The organism is Candidatus Foliamicus sp. (assembly GCF_965221325.1).
GTDB lineage: Bacteria > Pseudomonadota > Gammaproteobacteria > Steroidobacterales > Foliamicaceae > Foliamicus.
In genome coordinates this window covers 1,644,354-1,660,694 of record NZ_OZ244880.1, presented here as the reverse complement: position 1 = coordinate 1,660,694, position 16,341 = coordinate 1,644,354, and the positions used below count along the sequence as shown (strand labels likewise).

15 protein-coding genes are annotated in these 16,341 nt (G+C 63.1%); 7 read left to right on the top strand and 8 right to left on the bottom strand.

What is annotated here, in order from left to right; translation table 11 throughout:
- Nucleotides 1-120: 120 nt before the first annotated feature.
- Nucleotides 121-387 (top strand): hypothetical protein, encoded by a 267-nt coding sequence (locus ACWCOO_RS07290; RefSeq protein ID WP_446830338.1) that lies wholly within the window; start codon nucleotides 121-123, stop codon nucleotides 385-387.
- Nucleotides 388-431: 44 nt separating this feature from the next.
- Here ACWCOO_RS07290 and ACWCOO_RS07285 read toward each other — a convergent pair whose 3' ends face one another.
- The 4 genes from ACWCOO_RS07285 to ACWCOO_RS07270 all read right to left on the bottom strand — a co-directional run bounded on the left by ACWCOO_RS07285 (nucleotide 432) and on the right by ACWCOO_RS07270 (nucleotide 6,253).
- Nucleotides 432-836 (bottom strand): RnfABCDGE type electron transport complex subunit B, encoded by a 405-nt coding sequence (locus tag ACWCOO_RS07285; RefSeq protein ID WP_446830337.1) that lies wholly within the window; start codon nucleotides 834-836, stop codon nucleotides 432-434.
- 62 nt (nucleotides 837-898) lie between these two features.
- Entirely contained in the window at nucleotides 899-2,896 is a 1,998-nt protein-coding gene (gene metG, locus ACWCOO_RS07280) for a methionine--tRNA ligase (protein ID WP_446830336.1), read from the bottom strand.
- Between the two features lie 91 nt (nucleotides 2,897-2,987).
- Nucleotides 2,988-4,784 carry a M2 family metallopeptidase gene (locus ACWCOO_RS07275; RefSeq protein ID WP_446830335.1) on the bottom strand — a complete coding sequence of 599 codons (1,797 nt, stop codon included), beginning with the start codon at nucleotides 4,782-4,784 and terminating at the stop codon, nucleotides 2,988-2,990.
- Nucleotides 4,781-6,253, bottom strand: a complete 1,473-nt coding sequence (locus tag ACWCOO_RS07270) for a peptide MFS transporter (RefSeq protein WP_446830334.1) — start codon at nucleotides 6,251-6,253, stop codon at nucleotides 4,781-4,783. The genes ACWCOO_RS07275 and ACWCOO_RS07270 overlap by 4 nt, the downstream gene beginning before the upstream one ends.
- Before the next feature lie 70 nt (nucleotides 6,254-6,323).
- On the opposite strand from ACWCOO_RS07270, the gene ACWCOO_RS07265 reads away from it, so the two are divergent.
- Both ACWCOO_RS07265 and ACWCOO_RS07260 read left to right on the top strand, forming a co-directional pair.
- The gene (locus ACWCOO_RS07265; protein WP_446830333.1) at nucleotides 6,324-6,881 is read left to right on the top strand and encodes an inner membrane-spanning protein YciB; all 558 of its coding nucleotides are present in this window, start codon (nucleotides 6,324-6,326) and stop codon (nucleotides 6,879-6,881) included.
- The gene (locus ACWCOO_RS07260; protein ID WP_446830332.1) at nucleotides 6,878-7,153 is read left to right on the top strand and encodes a BolA family protein; all 276 of its coding nucleotides are present in this window, start codon (nucleotides 6,878-6,880) and stop codon (nucleotides 7,151-7,153) included. Before ACWCOO_RS07265 ends, ACWCOO_RS07260 begins: the two co-directional genes overlap by 4 nt.
- Nucleotides 7,154-7,196: 43 nt before the next feature.
- On the opposite strand, the gene ACWCOO_RS07255 is transcribed toward ACWCOO_RS07260, so the two are convergent.
- From ACWCOO_RS07255 to ACWCOO_RS07240, 4 genes are all read right to left on the bottom strand, one after another.
- Nucleotides 7,197-8,012, bottom strand: a complete 816-nt coding sequence (locus ACWCOO_RS07255) for an alpha/beta fold hydrolase (protein WP_446830331.1) — start codon at nucleotides 8,010-8,012, stop codon at nucleotides 7,197-7,199.
- A 43-nt stretch (nucleotides 8,013-8,055) separates the two neighbouring features.
- Complete coding sequence (locus tag ACWCOO_RS07250; protein WP_446830330.1) at nucleotides 8,056-8,919, bottom strand: phytanoyl-CoA dioxygenase family protein; 864 nt, start codon at nucleotides 8,917-8,919, stop codon at nucleotides 8,056-8,058.
- Between the two features lie 12 nt (nucleotides 8,920-8,931).
- Nucleotides 8,932-11,349, bottom strand: coding sequence for a TonB-dependent receptor (locus ACWCOO_RS07245; RefSeq protein WP_446830329.1), 2,418 nt, complete (start codon nucleotides 11,347-11,349; stop codon nucleotides 8,932-8,934).
- 203 nt (nucleotides 11,350-11,552) lie between these two features.
- Entirely contained in the window at nucleotides 11,553-12,950 is a 1,398-nt protein-coding gene (locus tag ACWCOO_RS07240) for an MFS transporter (protein WP_446830328.1), read from the bottom strand.
- Nucleotides 12,951-13,060: 110 nt separating this feature from the next.
- Between ACWCOO_RS07240 and apbC the strand changes: the two genes are divergently transcribed.
- The 4 genes from apbC to ACWCOO_RS07220 are packed head-to-tail and all read left to right on the top strand — an operon-like array spanning nucleotide 13,061 to nucleotide 16,328.
- On the top strand, nucleotides 13,061-14,122 hold the full coding sequence (gene apbC, locus ACWCOO_RS07235; protein ID WP_446830327.1) for an iron-sulfur cluster carrier protein ApbC: 1,062 nt from the start codon (nucleotides 13,061-13,063) through the stop codon (nucleotides 14,120-14,122).
- Nucleotides 14,123-14,134: 12 nt separating this feature from the next.
- Entirely contained in the window at nucleotides 14,135-14,977 is an 843-nt protein-coding gene (locus ACWCOO_RS07230; RefSeq protein WP_446830326.1) for a segregation and condensation protein A, read from the top strand.
- Entirely contained in the window at nucleotides 14,974-15,624 is a 651-nt protein-coding gene (gene scpB / locus ACWCOO_RS07225) for an SMC-Scp complex subunit ScpB (protein WP_446830325.1), read from the top strand. Before ACWCOO_RS07230 ends, scpB begins: the two co-directional genes overlap by 4 nt.
- Nucleotides 15,621-16,328, top strand: coding sequence for a pseudouridine synthase (locus ACWCOO_RS07220; RefSeq protein ID WP_446830324.1), 708 nt, complete (start codon nucleotides 15,621-15,623; stop codon nucleotides 16,326-16,328). The genes scpB and ACWCOO_RS07220 overlap by 4 nt, the downstream gene beginning before the upstream one ends.
- Nucleotides 16,329-16,341 lie beyond the last annotated feature (13 nt).

Here is a 16,341-nt window from a genome sequence, read left to right as displayed (position 1 = left end):
ACAGCATAGGCAGCGCCGTCTTGATCGGCGCATGCTGCGGTGTGCGCATCGTTCCATTTATATATAAACGCGAGCATTTTCCGCGAACGTCTGTAGCAAGGCGCGGGCTATACTTGGGCGGTGAACGCTTCGGCCTTTCATTCCTTGCGAGCGGCCCAAACGCTGCGTGATGCCGGCCTGGAAGGGCGGGCGGCGGAAGCAATTGCCGATCTGTTCTGCAGCCTGGAAGAAACGTACATACCGCGCAACGAGATACAGGCGATGCAGCTTGCTATCGAAAACAAGATCGAGCGCGGGACAAATGCGGTGTTGCGGCGTATCAACGCGATGCTGCTGGCCAGCCTTGCTATCGGCGGCGGACTGATCGCTGCGCTCGTAGCCACTTGATTTCCGTCTGACTCGGCGGCGCCGGGCGCGGCTTGTTTGGGGCGTCAGGATAGGTTGCGAATCAGGGCCTGAATTTCCTCTTCAGAGGGCGCCGCGGCGGTTGCGGGTGGAGCACCCGATATGCGCGCTTCAGCGCGTTCGCCGAGATCGGATAGCCGCCGTTTGCGGGCGCGGAAACGACGCCGTGCGGTCTTGGATAGGCGGCGCAACTGACTATGGCGCATGGATTCGTCCTCGCTGCCGGTGGGCGGAGCGGCGAACCGAGGCTCGATAGTGATGCAGTCCACGGGGCAGGGCGGAAGACACAAGCCGCAGCCCACGCACTCTTCGTGCATCACGGTGTGGGTAAAGTTTCGGCTGCCGATAATCGCGTCCACCGGGCATGCTGGCAAGCAGCGCGCGCAACCCACGCAGACCGCTTCGTCGATGCGAGCCACTGCCGGCTTCATGCAATGCCCGCGCCCGAGGTCGTCCTCGCGGCTGTAAACGCTTTACAGCGCTCTAGCGCCAATCAACGCACCCGCATACCGGGTTCCGCTCCTTCGTCGGGCGAAAGCAGGAACACGCCCGCATCGCCCTCGCCGGCGGCCAGCACCATCCCGTCGGATGTCCCGAAGCGCATCTTGCGTGGTTTGAGGTTGGCCACCAGCACCACTTTGCGGCCGACCAGGATAGAGGGCGCATAGGCGCCGGCGATGCCGGCAAAAACAGTGCGGCCCGTGCCGCCGTCATCCAGCGTCAGGCGTAACAGCCGATCGGCGCCGGCAACGCGCTCGGCCTTGACGATTTTCGCGATGCGCAAATCGGTGCGCAGAAATTCCTCGATATCGATAGGTTCGGTGCGTGTGGGCTCGGCGGCAGTTTCGCTCCGCTCGGGTTCGACCAGTGCCTTGAGCGCCTTACCGGAAACGCGTGCCGCCAGGGGCTTGAATTTGCCCAGGGTTTCGTCCAGCAATGGTTTGTCCACATCACGCCAGTTCAAAGCGGAACCCAGGAATTGCTCGGCTTGTAAGGAAATGTTCGGAAGCACGGGCGCGATGTAGGTCATCAGCACGCGAAACAGGTTGATGCCCTGTGTGACGACGGCCTGCAACTCCTCCTGCTTGTCGGAGTTCTTGGCCAGCTCCCAGGGTTTGTGCTCGTTGATCCACGCATTTGCGCGGTCGGCCAGCGCCATGATCTCGCGCATGGCCTTGGCGTACGAGCGGGATTCGTAGTGGCCGCCGATCGACTCGCGTTGCGCAGTGAATTCCTCGTAGAGCGATGGTTCATGCAAGCGCGGCCCGAGCCGATTGCCGAAGTTGCGCTCCATGAAGCTGGCGCAGCGGCTGGCGATATTGACCAGCTTGCCGACCAGGTCGGAGTTGATGCGGGCCGCGAAGTCCTCCAGATTCAGGTCGATATCGTCCAGGCCCGGCCCCAGCTTGGCGGCGTAGTAGTAGCGCAGGCAATCGGGATCCAGGCCCGCGGCCAGATAGTCGGCCGCAGTGATGAAAGTGCCGCGCGACTTGGACATTTTTTGTCCGTCCACGGTGAGAAACCCATGTACGAATACTCCGCTGGGCGTGCGCATGCCTGCGCCCAGCAGCACGGCGGGCCAGAACAGCGCGTGAAAATACAGGATGTCCTTGCCGATGAAGTGGTAGAGCTCCGCGCCACTGTCGGGGCCGAAATAGGCCTCGAATCTGCGTTCGCCTTCCTCGCCGGACCCGCAAATGTTGCGAAAACTGGCCATGTAGCCTACGGGAGCGTCCAGCCAGACATAGAAGAACTTGCCCTTTTCGCCCGGCACCTCGAACCCGAAATACGGCTCATCGCGCGTGATGTCCCAGTCCTTGAGGCCGTCCTTGAACCACTCGGCCAGCTTGTTGCGGGCGCCGCGGTCGAGGTTGCTGGCCTGCATCCAGGCTTTCAGCGCAGACTTGAATGTTCCCAGCTTGAAGAACTTGTGCTCCGATTCGCGCGTTACCGGGGCGCGGCCGCTCAGGATCGAACGCGGGTTGATCAATTCCGACGGCGCATAGGTAGCGCCGCAGACTGAGCAGCTATCCCCGTATTGATCCTGCGCGCCGCAGGACGGGCACTCGCCGCGCACGTAGCGATCGGGCAGGAACATGCCGGCCTGCTCGTCGTAGGCCTGCTGTATGGTGCGAGTGGAGATGTGCCCATTCTCCACCAGCCGACCGTAGATTTGCTCCACCAGTTCGCGATTCTCCGGCGAATGGGTCGTGTAATAGTTGTCGAAGCGGATTCCGAAGGACTCGAAATCCCGCATGTGGGCCGTGCGGCAGGATTCGGCGTATTCCTCGGGGCTTACGCCGGCTTCGCGTGCTCTGAGCATGGTGGGCGTGCCGTGCGCGTCGGTTGCGCACACGAATACGCAGTCGGCGCCGGAAAGCCGCTGGTAGCGCACCCAGATATCGGTCTGCACCATTTCCAGCAGGTTGCCGAGATGAATCCGGCCGCTGGCGTACGGCAACGCCGCGGTAACGAGGATTTTTCGCGTCATGCGGAAATTATCCTGGAAAGTGCGTGCATCGGCAGGTCAGGGGTGCGGAGACGGCAGCAGCTATACCGCGCCGGCGCCTCGCCTCAACGACTTACCAGCCGCAGGAAAGCCCTTGATTCTCGGTTTCCAGCCAGTCCATGAGCGGTTGGAAATAGGCGATGATCGCCGAAGCGTCCATGACGCGCTGTCCGGTGGCCGCTTCCAGCGTGTCCTGCCATGGCTGCCTTGAGCCCTGCTCGAGCATCTCCCAGAGCAGCGCGCCGGCTTTCTTGTTTCCGTAGAGCGAGCATTCGTGCAGCGGGCCGTCGAAGCCCGCCGCCTCGCACAGCGCGCGCTGCATCTGAAATTGCAGCACGAAGGCGAGAAAATAGCGTGTGTAGGGCGTGTTGCCCGGAATATGGTATTTCGCGCCGGGGTCGAAATCGTTCTCGCTGCGGTCCACGGGCGGGCGAATTCCCTGGTAGCGGGTACGCAAGTCCCACCATGCCGCGTTGTAGTCTTCCGGCGCAATCTCTCCGGAAAACACGCCCCAGCGCCACTGATCCATCAGTTTGCCGAACGGCAGGAAAGCGATCTTGTCCAGCGCCTGCTTCATCTGGGAATTGATCAGCGCCTCGTGGCTGTTCATTGTTTCCTCGACCAGGCCCAGGTTTCTCAGAAACTCCGGCGTCATCGACAGCGTGACGGTGTCTCCCACGGCCTCGTGAAATCCGTCGTGGGCGCCCGATTGGAAGACGATGGGCTGGTCGCGGTAGGCGAGGAAGTAGTAGATGTGCCCTAGCTCGTGGTAGATCGTGAACAGGTTCTCCTGCGTGGGCTCAATGCACATCTTGATGCGCACATCGTCCTTGGCGTCCATGCTCCAGGCGCTGGCGTGGCAGACGACATCGCGGTCGCGCGGCTTGACCAGCAGCGACCGCTCCCAAAAGCTCTTCGGCAGTTTCGGCATGCCCAGCGACACGAAGAAATCTTCTGCCAGCTCCGTCATGTACACGGCGCTGTATTTCTGGTCGCGCATCGCCTGGGTTACATCCAGCTCTGCCACGCCTGCGTACGGCTCTGCCAGGTCGTAGATTTCGCCCCAGGTCTGCGACCACATATTGCCCAGAATATGCGCCGGAATCGGTTCGTTTTCCGGAACCATGGATTCACCATAGGCTCTCCGGAGCTTGTCGGCGGTATAACAGTGCAGTTCCTCGTATAGCGGCGACACCTGGCCCCAGAGCCGCTCCACCTCATCGCGAAAATCCGTTACCGGCATGTCGTATCCGGAGCGCCATAGCTCGCCCATGTCGTTGAATCCCAGCTCGCGGGCGCCCTCGTTGCCCAACTCCACGAAGCGCTGGTAGTCGGCTCGGTAGGGCGGGGAAATGGTTCTCCAGCCGCGCCATGCCTCCAGCAACTCGTCGTGGTTCCGGCTGCGCGCCATGACTTCGCTGAGTTCTTCGAGATCGCGACAGCTCTCCGGCCCGTCGGGACAATACTTGCCGCTCCCGTAGGCGCCTTCCATCCGAGTCATGATTTCCGACAGTTCACGGCGCTTGGCGTCTTCGTTGGGCGCCGGCAGCGTCGCACCCCACTTGATCGCATTGATGGCCCTCTGGGTGAGTGGGTCCAGTTCGGCGCCGTCGTAGCGCCGCGCGCCCTCTACCGCTTCGCTCTGAAACTTGAGGCTGCGTTCCTGCGCGCGCGATGCGAGCAGGGCGGTGTCGGCATTGATGTAAGTTGCATGCGCCCACGCGGCCGCGGCCCCTTCCAGCCGCATTTCCTCGTATTTTTCGTTGGTTTGCCGGATAAATTCGTCGGCGCTGAGCAGCGGCGCATCCGGTGTGGACGCGGCTGCCAGAACGGTTATCGCCAAGGCCGCAAGAATGACTCGCCTGTTCACGTTTGGGTGTCCTCCGCAGGGGTCATGCATTTCTTCAAAGGTTTAAGGAAAACCGCGAGGATAAGGCCGCTGCCCACCGCGGTAAGCACTATCTGCCAATACAGTCCCGGCATGTCGTCCAGCGCCTCGGGGTCGAACTCTCCCGCGATCAGCCCGGCAATCAGGCTGCCCAGCGAGGCGCCCAGAAACCAGATACCCATCATCTGGCCCACGTATTTCTTGGGCGCCAGTCTGGTCACGGCAGACAAGCCGACCGGGCTCAGGCAAAGCTCGCCGGTGGTGTGCAACAGGTAGGTGAAGAACAGCCAGGTAGGCAGAACCGGGTTGCCCTCGGCCACCAGGGTGGCGGCGCCGATCATCACCAGGAATCCCAGGCCCAGTTGAATGAGCCCGAGAGCGAACTTGAGCGGCGTGGAAGGATCGAGATTGCGCTTGGCGAGCGCCGTCCACAGCATGGCGAACAAGGGGCCAAGAACGATGATGAAGAAGGGATTGAGCGACTGGAACCACTCGGCAGGGAAGCGGAAGGAACCGAACTCGCGTATGGTGTAGCGTTCCGCGAACAGATTCAGCGACGAGCCGGATTGCTCGAACCCGGCCCAGAACATGGCGGCCCCGAAAAACAGCACGATGATGCCGATCACGCGCAGCCGTTCATCGCGGGCCAGCCCGCCGAACAACAGCAGAAACAGGAAGTAGATTGCCGCCACCGCCACGATCACCAGGGCGCTGGCTTCGGCGATGGCGCGGGCATTGAGTTCGATGGCGCCGCCGAGCGCCCCGGCATAGACGGCAGCCAATGCGGCAAGGGCGGCTGCCACGCCGAGCCAGGCCCACTTCCTGAAAGCAGCGGATGCGTCGGACTCCGGGGCAGCGCCTGCCGCGCCCAGGTATTCACGCGTGAAGCGGAATTGCACCAGACCGAACAACATGCCCACACCGGCCGCGGCAAAGCCATAGTGCCAGTTGTATTCCGCCAGCCAGCCGCACACCAGCGGGCCGATAAACGCGCCCACGTTGATGCCCAGGTAGTAGATCGTGAAGCCGCCGTCGCGGCGCGGGTCCGTGGGCGCGTAGAGTTGACCCACGAGGGCGCTGATATTGGGTTTCAGGAGACCGGTGCCCAGCACCACCAGGATCAGGCCCAGGTAGAAGGCGGCAACGCTGGGAATCGCAAGCACGAAATGCCCGCACATGATGATGATGCCGCCCACCCAGACCGCGCGCTGTCCACCCAGCAGCCGGTCCGCCATCCACCCTCCGGGCAGCGCCACCAAGTACACGGCGGCGGTATAGACACCGTAAATGGCGGTCGCGATTTCGTCGGTCAGGCCCATCCCGCCCCGCTGCACCTGATCGACCATGAAGAGCACCAGCAGGGCTCGCATGCCGTAGTAGCTCATGCGCTCCCACATCTCGGTGAAGAACAGGGTCACAAGGCCCCTTGGGTGCTGGAAGAAATTTAGCATCGGCGCATTATATGCAGCAGGATATGCGGACCGGCCCGGTCGCCGGTCCCGCGCTATCATTGCCGCCGCCGTGCATGCTTGGCTTGACTTTCTCTTTCTTGCGCCGTTCCTGGCCGCCTACCTGCTATGGGGATTGATTCCCGCCGTATGGGTGCTCATGGGCGCCGTGGTATTTCAGGTTGGCGCGCAGTGGCTGATCGGCGGGCGCTACAGACCCAAGCCGATCACGCTGGCTTCCGCGGCGTTGGTGCTCATTTTCGGCGGCCTCACGGTGGCGCTCAAGGACCCCGTGTTCATCAAGTGGAAGCCTAGCGTGCTCTATTGGGCGATGAGTCTGACGCTGCTCGTGGTTCGGCTCTGGAAGCGTAAGGGCGTGATTCATGCGCTTCTTGCCTCCCAGGCGCAGGGGTTCTCGGCGCTCCCCGCCAGAGCGGCGACGGCGCTGGATTGGGCATGGCTCGCATTCCTGGTGGCCATGGGTGTTCTTAATCTGTGGGTGGCCTATGGCTTCAGCGAGTCCACCTGGGTGTACTTCAAGCTGTTCGGACTGACCGGCCTCACACTGGTGTTCGGCCTGCTGCAAGGACTTTGGATAGTGCGTTCGCTCAAGACAGCCGAAGAGAAATGACAACCGACCGCCCAGCGCTGATTCGTGCGCGCCTGCTTGAATCGCTGGCGCCCTGCGAGGTGGAAGTAAGTGACGATTCGCATCTGCACGTGGGACACGTGGGAGCGCGGGGCGGTGGCGGCCACTTCTCAGTGCGCGTCGTGGCGGAGCAGTTCCGCGGTTTGGCCCCGCTGGCCCGTCACCGCCGCGTCTATGCCGCTCTCGACGACATGATGACCGGCGCCATTCATGCGCTGGCCATTACCGCTCTAACGCCCGAGGAAGCAGCCTGACCCGAGTACTCGACAGTCCGCACCAGCCAAAAGCGCGCGCAGGTCAGGCGCGGCCGAGGAAATCCAATATGACGGCGGCGTAGTCTGCGGCCTTTTTCGGGTAGTGCAGCGGGTGTCCGCCGGCGAAGACATGTCCGGCGCAGCCGTCCACAAGCTCCAGCACTTTAGCGTGGCAATTGTTCAGCGGGTCCGTTTCGGCGCTCAGCGCCAGGGTGGGCGTTCGGACTTTGCGCAGCGCAGCCTCCATGTCGTAGTTGCGGAGCGCCTCTGTTGCGTCGTCGCTCTGCTGAGCCAGCATGCTGTCCACTACGGCGTTGCGCAGCAGCGCTGCCCCGTCGTCATCAAGTTCGAATTGGGAGTCCCACATGCGCTGCAGCCACAGAGAGCGCTCCCATACCCAGCTTATATGCGTGCCATCTTCCGACCAACGCGGCGCCGGCTGTCGGGACGTCTTCAGCACCTCGTCGCGGAAGGCGCGATCCCACACCGGGCAGCCGTCGAGGATCAGGCGGCTTACGCGCTCGGGATGGCGCAGCGCTAACTCCACCGCGAACTCGGAGGCTACATGCCCACCGACCACAGCCGCGGACTCGATCCCCAGCCCGTCCATCACTTCGACCAGGTTGTCGGCGTAGTCCGGCACCCACCAGGCGGCTGGGCGCTGGTCCGATTGCCCGTAGCCCATGTGGTCCGGAGCATGGCCCGCGTAACCGGAACCATCAAGCTCCCGCAACAGAGGCAGGTATTGGCGGCTGGAGGCCGGAGTCCAATGCAGCAGCAGGATCGGTCGTCCCGCTCCTCCGGAGCGGACATGGACAAATCCCGCAGAAGTTTCGACCAGGGTGCGGCGAACAGTCACGCTGCCAGTTTGTGCCGGTTCGCAGTTCGCGCGCGGTTCCGCGTCAGGCCGCAGCCTGGCGCGGAGAACGCCGCCAGGTCACTGGCAGCACCGCATCGGGGATCCGTTCGCCCTCCTTGAGCAACTTGCTGCCCTCGAAGGGATTCTTTCTTGCTGTGGGATTGCGCTGGTAGCGGATATCGCTGCCGATCCAGCGCAGCGAGAACCCGAGTCGGCGTCCGGGCCGTCGTGAGGTGCGGGGTTTGGACCCATGAATGGTTTTCGGATGAATAACCAGCATGTCGCCCGCTTGGGCCTCCCAGACGCGGATGTCGGCATCCGGCGCGCCAACCCGTTCGAGCAACTCCGACCACGGGTGAAAGTTGGGCGGCGGTTCCACGCCTTCGATCGCCCAAGAGCTCACATACCGGTGCGGGTCCTTGTTGGAGCCGGCGAGCGTCAGCAGCGGAGCGTTGTCGGCCCGCATATCGGTCAGCGCGACCCACATCGAGGGACTATGCTCGCCGGAGAACGGGAACAGGCACTCGTCGTTGTGCCAGGGCGTGGCCGTTTCCTCTCTGCTGCCTTCCTTGAGAAAGATGCCGTCCACCCAGGCCCGCATTTCGTCGGAACCGATCACGTCCGCCACGACCTCTGCGCAGTCGCAACTCTCCACCAGCGCTTGCATTTCCGGCACACGCCAGTAGGCGTTGACCAGCCGCGTATAACCGCCGTGGTCCTCGAATTCCACGTCGCGCATGGTTTCGTGTGGACCGAAAACCACCGAGCCGTCGCGCAACCCGCCAATGACCGAATCAATGATCCGTGTCATGCGGGCTACCCAGTCCTTCGTGAACACCCTCGGCACGTGGGCCACGCCCACCTCCCGGTAGCTTTCGACAATCTCCCGCGTCACCCTGGGGTGCATGGCGCAGGCCCTCTACATCGCGTAGCTGACGCGCAATCCCACCGTGCGCGGTATCGGTCGGTAGCCGAAGCCGGACGGTGCAAAGCCATTGAAGAAATCCACGTAGAGGTTGCCGTCGGTAACGGTATCGTCGTCGAGCAGGTTGTCCACATAAAGCGCGGCGCGAAGGTTTTCGCTGCGCACCCCGAGCTGACCATCCACTCGCCAGTAGTCGGGTTGTGTGGCCACATTTGCGGAAGAGACGAAGCGTTCGGAGGTAAAGCGCGCGCTCAAATCGGTGAACCAGTCCCAGCTTCCAGTCAGGCTGGCCGTGTAGTTGCCGTTGAGATTGAGTTGGTGCTCGGGCAGATCGGCCGGCCGGTTGCCGTCCTTGATCAGGTTACAGGCGGGGTCCGCCTCGCCGTCGAAGGTCAGCAGTTCGCCGCAGCCGCTTTCGCCGATCCGTGAGGCGCTCGTCGAGACGACCCGGAAGTTATTGAATTCACCGTTGATGTACGTGTAGGCGCCGGACAGCGTCAAGGCCTCCGAGGCCCGCCAGTTGGCCTCGAACTCAAGCCCCCAGATGGTGGACTTGCCGGCGTTTTCGATTACCGGCTGCAGTTGCTGCGATTCCTGGTTGAAGATTTGCGACGATACTTGCTGGTCGGTGTAGTCTTGGTAGAAGGCCGCCGTGTTGAGGGCCAGCGTGCCGCCCAGCAGCAGGGACTTGGCGCCGACTTCATACGACCAGAGCGTTTCCCGATCGAAGGGCCGGTCCAGCGAGAACACCGCGCCGTCTTGGAAGCCGGAAGGTTTGACGCCCTTTCCGATCGCCGCATACAGGTTCAGGTTTTCGTCGGGACGGTAGCTGAGCGCCACCCGCGGTATGGCGTATTTCTCCATGATCGTCTCGGAGTGATAGCCGGTCACGGCGCCAAACGAAATCAGTATCGGGGGCGCCGCGCCACCCAGCGAGCGTACGCCGTAGAAGAAATTGAACGGCGGCTCGAAGTCCAGGATGTGCTGTATTTCCTCGTCGGTGTAGCGCATTTCAGCGGAAAGGAAGAGGTTTTCGGACAATGCATACTCCGACCAGGCGAAAATCGAGGTGTGGTCGGTGTAGCGTGCGATGTTGCGGCCCTCGCCGTCGCGCGTGTCGTAGAAGGCCGCCACGTCGGAATCGAAGATGGGCCCGCCAAACGCCAAGCCGGTATCGTTGCTGCCGAATTGGTCCACATCCTCGCGCCAGTACAAGGCGCCTAGCAGCCACTGCCAACGGCTTTCGCTCTGCGAAAAGATCCGAATCTCCTGGCTGAGCTGCACCGTGTCGTTGATCCGTTCGGTTTCCTGGAACGCGCCGGTCACGACGCCGTTCACCGAACCGCTCACGAAGTCGTTGTCCTGGAAGATATCGTCGTTGGCGTCCACCCAACTGCTGAGCGACTTGAGCCCGAAGTCGCCTCCGTCCCAGTCGATGATGACCGTGGCCCGGAAGTACTCGGCGTCCATGCCCTTGTAGTCCTCGCCGGTACGGTGGTTGATGTCGAAACCGATGGGGCTGTCGATGAGCGGTCCGGTAAAGATCCGGGCTGTGGGTTCGCCGAGCACGAGTTGCGCGCCCGGATCGAGATTCACGTCGGTATTGCCGTTGATGACAAACGCGGCCTGCGGCGCGTAGCTTTCGTCGGAGTACTCCAGACGTCCATATGCGGACAGGCGATCGTTCGCGCGCAGCAGGAACGCGGCGGCAATGCCCATGCCGTCTCCGCCGCCCACATAGGCGTCCGAGACCGTGTTCTTGTAGGAACCCCGTTCGTCGAAGTAATAGGCGTTGATGCGCACGCCGAACGCATCCTCGACCACCGGGGCGCCGCCAGAGATCGTAATCTCGTGGCCGGACTCGCTATGCACCTCGAACCCGGCCTTCAGGTCGGAGTCGCTCAAGCTCGGGCGCTTGGTGATGTAGTTCACCGCGCCGCCGAATGCGGAGCGGCCGTAGAGGGCGGCCTGCGGCCCCTTCACCACCTCGATACGCTCTATGTCCACCAGCCGCAAGCGGGCCAGGCTGCCGCCGCCGGCCACCTGCACGTTTTGCGACGAAATGTCGATGTCGTCGATCAGCAGGCCAACGCTGTTGCGGCCCTGTTCGGCCTGCAGGCCGCGAATGGCCGGGGCGAAATCATTTTGCGTAACGGAGCGGTCGAAGGTCAGGCCGGGCACGATCTTCGCCACGTCCTGCAAGTCGTTGAGTCCGAAATTCTCCACCTGCTCCCCGCTGATCGCAGTGATGGCGACCGGGATATCGAACAGGCTCTCTTCGCGCTTGCGCGCGGTAACGATGATTTCTTCGACAAGCGCATCCTGAGCCAGGGCAGGGGCGTGCATGACCCCAATCGGCAACAAGGCAACGCAGATGGCTGCCGTGATGAATCGTGATCCAGATGATCTCATGGGTTTCTCCCGTCGGGACATTAGGCCGCCAACCGAGCGGCCGCCATGCATGAAATTCGCTTGCGTCTCCCTATGACCAGCCCCCGTCCCGCAATGCCAAGGCCGAAAAAGCGCCGAACGCCGATATTACCAGACGTATCGGGAGTGCTTTGTGTGCGCCGTTGGGTCTATAGGCACAACTGTTCTGATACGACCGATTAGCGCTATGCGGCGCTGCTGGCACGGGCTGCCTTGAGCTTTTCTTCCGTTAGATCGTATTTGAACAGGAAAACCAGGCTCAGCGCGTAGAGCGCGGCCGGCGCCAGGCCGGCCCCCAGGTAAATTGCCGTGATCGCGCTATCGGGTTGTTCGACCTGCATGCCCCCGGTACCCGCCTCGTAGCCAAAGGCGCCCAGAATTGCGAGCGCCAAGGCCGGCCCGACTGCAAACGAGAATTTCTCGACCGTGGTGTAGAAGGCCGAAATAGTGCCCTCCCTCCGCAACCCGGTCTTCAGGTAGTCGTACTCCACGGCGTCCGGCAGCAGCGAGGGGCCCATGACCAGCACGCCGCTGCCGAATATGCCCAGGAAGACAGCCCGCACGAAAATGTAGTAGAGGGGGTCCTGAGCTGTGGCGAGAAGCCAGGAAGCCGTCACCAGGGCGTATCCCGCCGTGCATACCATGTAGATAAGACGCTTGCCGTATTTTCGCGACGCACGGCTCCAGAGCGGCAGCAGCACGATTATCACCAGCGTGATTGTGACCAGGTAGGCGGTGGTGAGCGTGTAGCTCATGCCCAGGATCACGACTTTGAAATACACGCCGGTCACACCCGCTGTTGCGAGACCGAGCAGTTGACAAAGCTTGGCTCCGAGCAGGAGCAGGAGCGGACGGTTGTCGAAGGCGGTGCGGAACTGCACGCTGACGGGAACGGTCTTTTTTTCGCTCTTGGTCTGCCGCGCCGAAGCCGTGCCGAAGAAGCAATAGACAGAAGCCAGCACGATGAGTATTGCGTAGAGCCAGCCCACGGTTCCGTGCGCGGCCCGGTCGTTGCCCAGCCATTCCACGAGGGCGAAGGAGAAGACCGAGATCAGACCACCCACATTCACGAAGGCCATGCGGTGCGACATCAGCGATGTGCGCGTGTGGTAATTGTTGGTCATCTCCGTGGGCATGGCGAGGTAGGGGATGTTGAACACGGTGTAGCCCGTGTAGGTCACCAGCAGAGCCGCCAGCATGTATGCGGTGAGTTGCGCCTGACTGTCGAATTCAGGTGGATTGAAGGCCAGGAAGAAGCCGGCGGCGCTAATGAACCCGCCCAGGAACAGGTAGGGCCGCCGCCGGCCCCAGCGGCTTCGGGTGCGATCGCTGATGATTCCCATCAGCGGATCGGTTATCACGTCGTAGAGTTTGGAGGCCAATAGCAGCGTGGCCACGGCGCCGGCGCCGATGCCCAGAAAATTGGTCATGAACGGCGCGAGAATGCCTGCCGGCGTATTCAGGACGATGGCCATGCCTAGCGCGCCGGCGCCGAAGTTGATACGCAGGCTGCGCGCGACCTCGTTATCTTTCGCCGCCGGGGCGGGCGTCGGCGAATTCTTGGTTTCCATGCTCTTGTTCATGAGCTCCCCTCTATGCTGGCGTCAGTTTAGCGGGTTACAGCCTGGGGCTGCTCGCTGTGCATCGCTGCAGAACGCTGCTCGCGGCGCTCCGGCGCATAAAATCGGCGCAGGTGACAGATACCAGGATCGTGGCGAAACTCGAAGATTCCATTCTCGCGGTGGCGGCGCCGTTCGGTGATCTTAGCCTTGCAGAGGCAGGTGTCCGGGTGCGCGTTGCGGACGGCGGAGAGAGCGCGGAACTGATCGTGGGCTTTCCTTGCGAGGGATTCAAGCAAAGTATTGTGCAGCGGGTGATCGAGTCCTCGGGGCTGAAGGAAATCACCGTCCGCACCGAGATCGCCGCGCACGCCGTGCCGCCCCAGGTGCAACGGCTTGAGCAGGTCAGGAACATCATCGCCGTGGCCTCGGCCAAGGGCGGCGTGGGCAAGTCCACGGTGGCGGCAAACCTGGCCGCCGCGCTGGCCCTGGATGGAGCGCGTACCGGCATTCTGGACGCCGACATCTACGGTCCCAGCGTGCCGCGCATGCTCGGTCTCGAAGGCGAACGGCCGCGCAGCACCGACGGCAAGAGTTTCGAGCCGCTGCGCGCGCACGGACTGCAGGCCAGTTCGATCGGTTTTCTGGTTGACACGCGCAGTCCGGTGGTGTGGCGCGGCCCAATGGTTACACAGGCCCTCATGCAATTGCTGGGCCAGACCCGCTGGAAGGACCTTGATTACCTGGTTGTGGACATGCCCCCAGGCACCGGCGATATTCAGTTGACGCTGTCCCAGCGCGTACCGCTGGCGGGCGCCGTGGTCGTTACAACGCCGCAGGAACTTGCCGTGGCCGACGCCCGCAAGGGGATCGCCATGTTCGGCAAGGTCAATGTGCCGGTGCTGGGCGTGGTCGAGAACATGAGCGCTTATGTCTGTCCGCATTGCGGCCACGAGGACCTGCTGTTCGGTGAAGGCGGCGGCGCGCGGTTGGCGGAAGAATTCGACGTGCCGCTGCTGGCCCGTTTGCCGTTGTCGTCAGGTGTGCGCGCCGCCACCGACGACGGGCGGCTGGTGGCTCCCGGGGAACCGGACGCGGGCGGCGATTACCGGGCGCTTTCGCGGGCCATGGCAATCCGTCTGGCCGGCCGCGCGCGCGGCGCAAGAACAGCTTTCCCTAAAATAGTGGTGGAGTAGGGTCGAATCACGATGGCGGATAGGAAAGACTTGTTCGATCACCGCGGTCGCGATGCGGAGATTGCCATCGTGTCCGGCGAGCCCTACGCGGAGGCGCCGGCCGACCTGTTCATTCCTCCAGAAGCCTTGCGGGTGTTCCTGCAATCCTTCGAGGGTCCGCTGGATCTGCTGCTCTACCTGATCCGCCGCCATGACGTGGACGTCATGTCCGTGCCGATCACCGAGATCTGCGAGCAATATGCGCAATACATCGAGTTGATGCAGGAAATGCAGCTTGAGTTGGCCGGGGAATACCTCGTGATGGCCGCGACTTTGGCGGAAATCAAGTCCCGAATGCTGGTGCCGCAGTTGCCGCTCGATGACGATGACGAGGCGGATCCGCGCGCGCAGCTCTTCCAGCAACTCCTGGAATACGAGCGCCTCAAGGCGCTGGCCGCTGGCCTGGACGAGTTGCCCCGCCTGCAGCGGGACGCGCTGCAGGCGCAGGCCGATTCGCTTGATGAGCGGCCGCCGCGCGAACTCCCACAAGCCACGCTCAACGAGCTGGCGCTGGCTTACGCGCGGATTGCCGAACGCGTCCGCTTCCGAGTGGGCTGGGCCGTGCAGACCGAACAGTTGTCCACGCGGGAACGCATGTCGGACATTCTCAAACAGGTTTCGAATCGGGAATTTACGGAGTTCACGGAGCTGTTCGCTGCCGGCGAAGGGCGCATGGGCGCCGCCGTCACTTTTTCGGCCTTGCTTGAACTGGTGCGCGACAAGGATGTGCAGGCCGTCCAGAACGGCTCCTACGCGCCGATCTACGTTACCGCCACCGGTCAGCGGGAAAAACGGCCGGAGGAAATCTTCAGGTGACCGCAGCCGCCACGCGCAACCTCGTGGAAGCGGCGCTGTTGGGGGCCGGGCGTCCATTGAGCATGCCGCAATTGCTGGCGTTGTTCGATCCCATGGAGGAAATTGGCGAGGACCAGGTTCGGCAGGCCTTGGGCGAACTGGAACGCGACTACGCCGGGAGAGAGATCCACCTCGCGGAAGTGGCCGGCGGCTGGCGCGTTCAAACCGGCAGCGCGGCGGCCGAGCGGCTGGCGCGTCTGGAGAAATTCCGGCCGCCCAAGTTTTCAAGGGCGCTGCTAGAGAGCCTGGCGGCCATCGCCTATCGGCAGCCGATCACTCGGGCGGAAATCGAGGAGCTGCGGGGTGTGCGCTTGAGTGGGCACATCATGCGCACGCTCATGGAGCGCAACTGGATTGAGGTTGTGGGCCACCGGGAAACGCCGGGCCGCCCCGCGCTGTATGGCACGACCCAGGACTTCATGGACTATTTCGGCCTCAAGAGGCTGGACGATTTGCCGTCCTTCGGAGAAGTCGAATCGCTTGATGACGCGCCCGGCGCCGGGCTGCAGGAGACCGACGCGGCCGCGGCCCGGATTGCCGCGGAGCAGGGCGCCGGCCTCTTCGACCACAGGCAGGATTCGGGGGAAATCGACCCCGCCTCCGATTGATCCGGATTCAGAAGTATCTTGCCGGCGCCGGCGTTGCGTCCCGCCGCAAGGTCGAAGGCTGGATCTCCGCGGGCCGTCTGCGTGTGAACGGCCGCCTGGCAGAGCTCGGGCAGCGCGTGGCTGGGGATGAGCGGTTTCAACTGGACGGCCGCCCACTGAAGTTTTCGAGGCCCGAAAGCGCGGATAGGCGCGTTATCGCCTACAACAAGCCGGAGGGCGAACTGGTTACCCGCGAGCGCCGCGCCGCGCATCCGAACGTGTTTTCGGCGCTGCCGCCCCTCAAGGGCCGTCGCTGGGTTGCTGTAGGCCGCCTGGACTTGAACTCCAGTGGTCTGCTGCTGCTGACCACCGACGGCGAATTGGCGCATCGCCTGATGCATCCGGCCTTCGGCCTGGAGCGGGAGTACCTGGTGCGCGTGCTCGGCCAGCCAAGCGAGCGTACGTTGCGCCGGCTGGCGGCTGGCGTAATGCTGGAGGACGGCGCAGCCCGCTTCGAATCAATTGTCCCGCAGGAAGGGAGCGGCGCAAACCGCTGGTTCAGGGTGACTCTCAGCGAGGGCCGCCACCGCATCGTTCGCCGTCTATGGAACTCCCAGGGTCACGCCGTCAGCCGCCTGATCCGCGTGCGCTACGGTCCGGTGCGCTTGCCTCGCGACCTGCCCCGCGGCCGCTGGCGCGAACTCGCCCCCGAAAGCCTCGATTGACGCCCCCTGGCGG